We start from the raw sequence: 2,212 nt of genomic DNA, 5'->3' as shown, positions 1-2,212 counted from the left end.
CGGCGACCTGCCCGCCATCATCCCCACCGTCACCGGCCGCGCCTGGATCACCGGCACCGCACAGTACTTCCTCGACCCCGACGACCCCTTCCCCGCGGGGTTCCTGCTCTGACCCCGGGCGGAGAAACGTGACATTGTACGATGCTCCTCCGTGACATCTCGGAGGACGCACGATGGGTGACCTGAAACAGTACGGTCTCGTCAGGGCGCAGGAACGGCTCCGCGACCAGGTCGGGCACGCCCTCCGTGCGGCCCTGATCGCCGGTGAACTGCGCCCCGGCCAGGTCTATTCGGCCCCCGGGCTCGCGGGCGACCTCGGCGTCTCCGCGACCCCGGTCCGCGAGGCGATGCTCGACCTGGCCCGGGAGGGCCTCGTCGAACCCGTCCGAAACAAGGGGTTCCGCATCACCGAGGTCAGCGAGCGGGACCTCGACCAGTACACCGAACTGCGCACCCTCATCGAGGTCCCCACCGTCGGCCGCATCGCGCAGACGGCCGACCGGGAACAGCTGGAGGCGCTCCGCCCGATCGCCGACGGGATCGTCTCCTGCGCCCGGCGGCACGACCTCATCGGCTATCTGGAGGCGGACCGCCGCTTCCACCTGGCGCTGCTCGCCCTCTCCGGCAACGAACGGCTCGTGGAGACCGTGGGAGACCTGCGCAAGCGCTCCCGGCTCTACGGGCTGACCGGCCTGGACGAGGCGGGCAAACTGGTCTCCTCCGCCGAGGAGCACCTCGAACTCCTCGACCTGATGATCGCCGGCGACGCGCGCGGAGCCGAGGACTGCATGCGCCGCCACCTCGGCCACGTCCGCTCGCTCTGGGCCGACGCCGCCGACGAACCGGCCGTCCGGAAGGCGGTCGGCCGGGCCGTCGCGGCTACGGGGGAGTAGCCCCAACTAGGCTTCGGACAAGGCGAATCGAGACATCTGGACAGCATCGGCCGCATCTATATGCTGTGGCCATGCTTTCCGCCTCCCCGACGCCCGCGAACGCCGCCGGCGCCGCCTCCGTGCCCCCTCCCGCGACCGCAGGCCGGCTGGCGAACGTCGGGTCGTCGCCGGTACGCGAGATCCTCGCGCTCACCGCGCGGCCCGAGGTGATCTCCTTCGCCGGTGGCCTGCCCGCCCCCGAGCTGTTCGACGTCCAGGGGATCCGGGCGGCCTACGACCGGGTCCTTGCGGAGAACGCGCAGCACGCGCTCCAGTACTCCACCACCGAGGGCGACCCCGAGCTGCGGACGGCCGTCGCCGCGCGGCTCACCGCCCGCGGACTGGCCACGGACCCCGACGACCTGCTCGTCACCACCGGTTCGCAGCAGGCCCTCACACTCCTCAACACCGCCCTCGTCGAGCCGGGCGCCGTCGTCCTCGTCGAGGACCCCTGCTACCTCGCGGCCCTGCAGACCTTCGGCTTCGCCGGCGCCCGGGTCGTCCCCGTGCCCACCGACGACCAGGGCATCGTCCCGGCCGCCCTGGACGAGATCGCGGCACGCGAGAAGCCCACGCTCCTCTACGTCATCCCCACCTTCCAGAACCCCACGGGCCGCACCCTGCCCGCCGGGCGCCGCGCCGCCGTCGCCGAAGCCGCCGCGCGCCACGGGTTCTGGATCGTCGAGGACGACCCGTACGGCGAGCTGCGCTTCGAGGGCGAGCACGTGCCCTGGATCGCCGCCCACCCCGCGGCCGCCGACCGCACCGTCCTCCTCGGCTCGTTCTCCAAGGTCATGGCCCCCGGCCTCAGGCTCGGCTACCTCCGCGCCCCCGCCGGGCTGCGACGCGCCTGCGTGATCGCCAAGCAGGCCGCCGACCTGCACACCTCGACCATCGACCAGGCCGCCGCGGCCCGCTATCTGCGCGACAGCGACCTCGACGCGCACGTCGCCGTCATGCGCGCCGCCTACCGGGAGCGCCGGGACGCGATGCTCGAAGGCCTCCCGGCCGCGCTGCCCGAGGGCGCCCGATGGAACCGGCCCGAGGGCGGCATGTTCATCTGGGCGACCCTGCCCGAGGGGCACGACGCCACCGCCCTCCTGAAGACCGCGATCGGTCACGAGGTGGCGTACGTGCCGGGCGCCCCGTTCTTCAGCGGCGAGCCGGACCCGGGCTCCATGCGCCTCTCGTTCACGACCCACTCGGCGGACGAGATCAGGGACGGGCTGCGCAGACTGGCCAAGAGCTTCACCTGACGGAGTCCCCGGAATCCCCGGGGT

3 protein-coding genes are annotated in these 2,212 nt (G+C 72.8%); all 3 read left to right on the top strand.

The genetic code is table 11. From position 1 onward, the window contains the following. Window positions 1–112 (top strand): proline racemase family protein (locus tag ACFCY7_RS40345; protein ID WP_376491064.1); only part of this gene is annotated, 112 nt, incomplete at its 5' end. Between the two features lie 61 nt (window positions 113–173). Continuing rightward, on the top strand, window positions 174–893 hold the full coding sequence (locus ACFCY7_RS40340) for a GntR family transcriptional regulator (protein WP_376491063.1): 720 nt from the start codon (window positions 174–176) through the stop codon (window positions 891–893). Between the two features lie 71 nt (window positions 894–964). Continuing rightward, window positions 965–2,188, top strand: a complete 1,224-nt coding sequence (locus tag ACFCY7_RS40335) for a PLP-dependent aminotransferase family protein (protein ID WP_376491062.1) — start codon at window positions 965–967, stop codon at window positions 2,186–2,188. Window positions 2,189–2,212 lie beyond the last annotated feature (24 nt).

It is taken from the genome of Streptomyces sp. NPDC056361 (genome assembly GCF_042262805.1).
GTDB lineage: Bacteria > Actinomycetota > Actinomycetes > Streptomycetales > Streptomycetaceae > Streptomyces.
This window is presented reverse-complemented; position numbering and strand designations above follow the sequence as displayed.

Coding starts and splice junctions, on each gene's coding strand:
- ACFCY7_RS40340 (WP_376491063.1), top strand. CDS start 174: ATGGGTGACCTGAAACAGTACGGTCTCGTCAGGGCGCAGGAACGGCTC.
- ACFCY7_RS40335 (WP_376491062.1), top strand. CDS start 965: ATGCTTTCCGCCTCCCCGACGCCCGCGAACGCCGCCGGCGCCGCCTCC.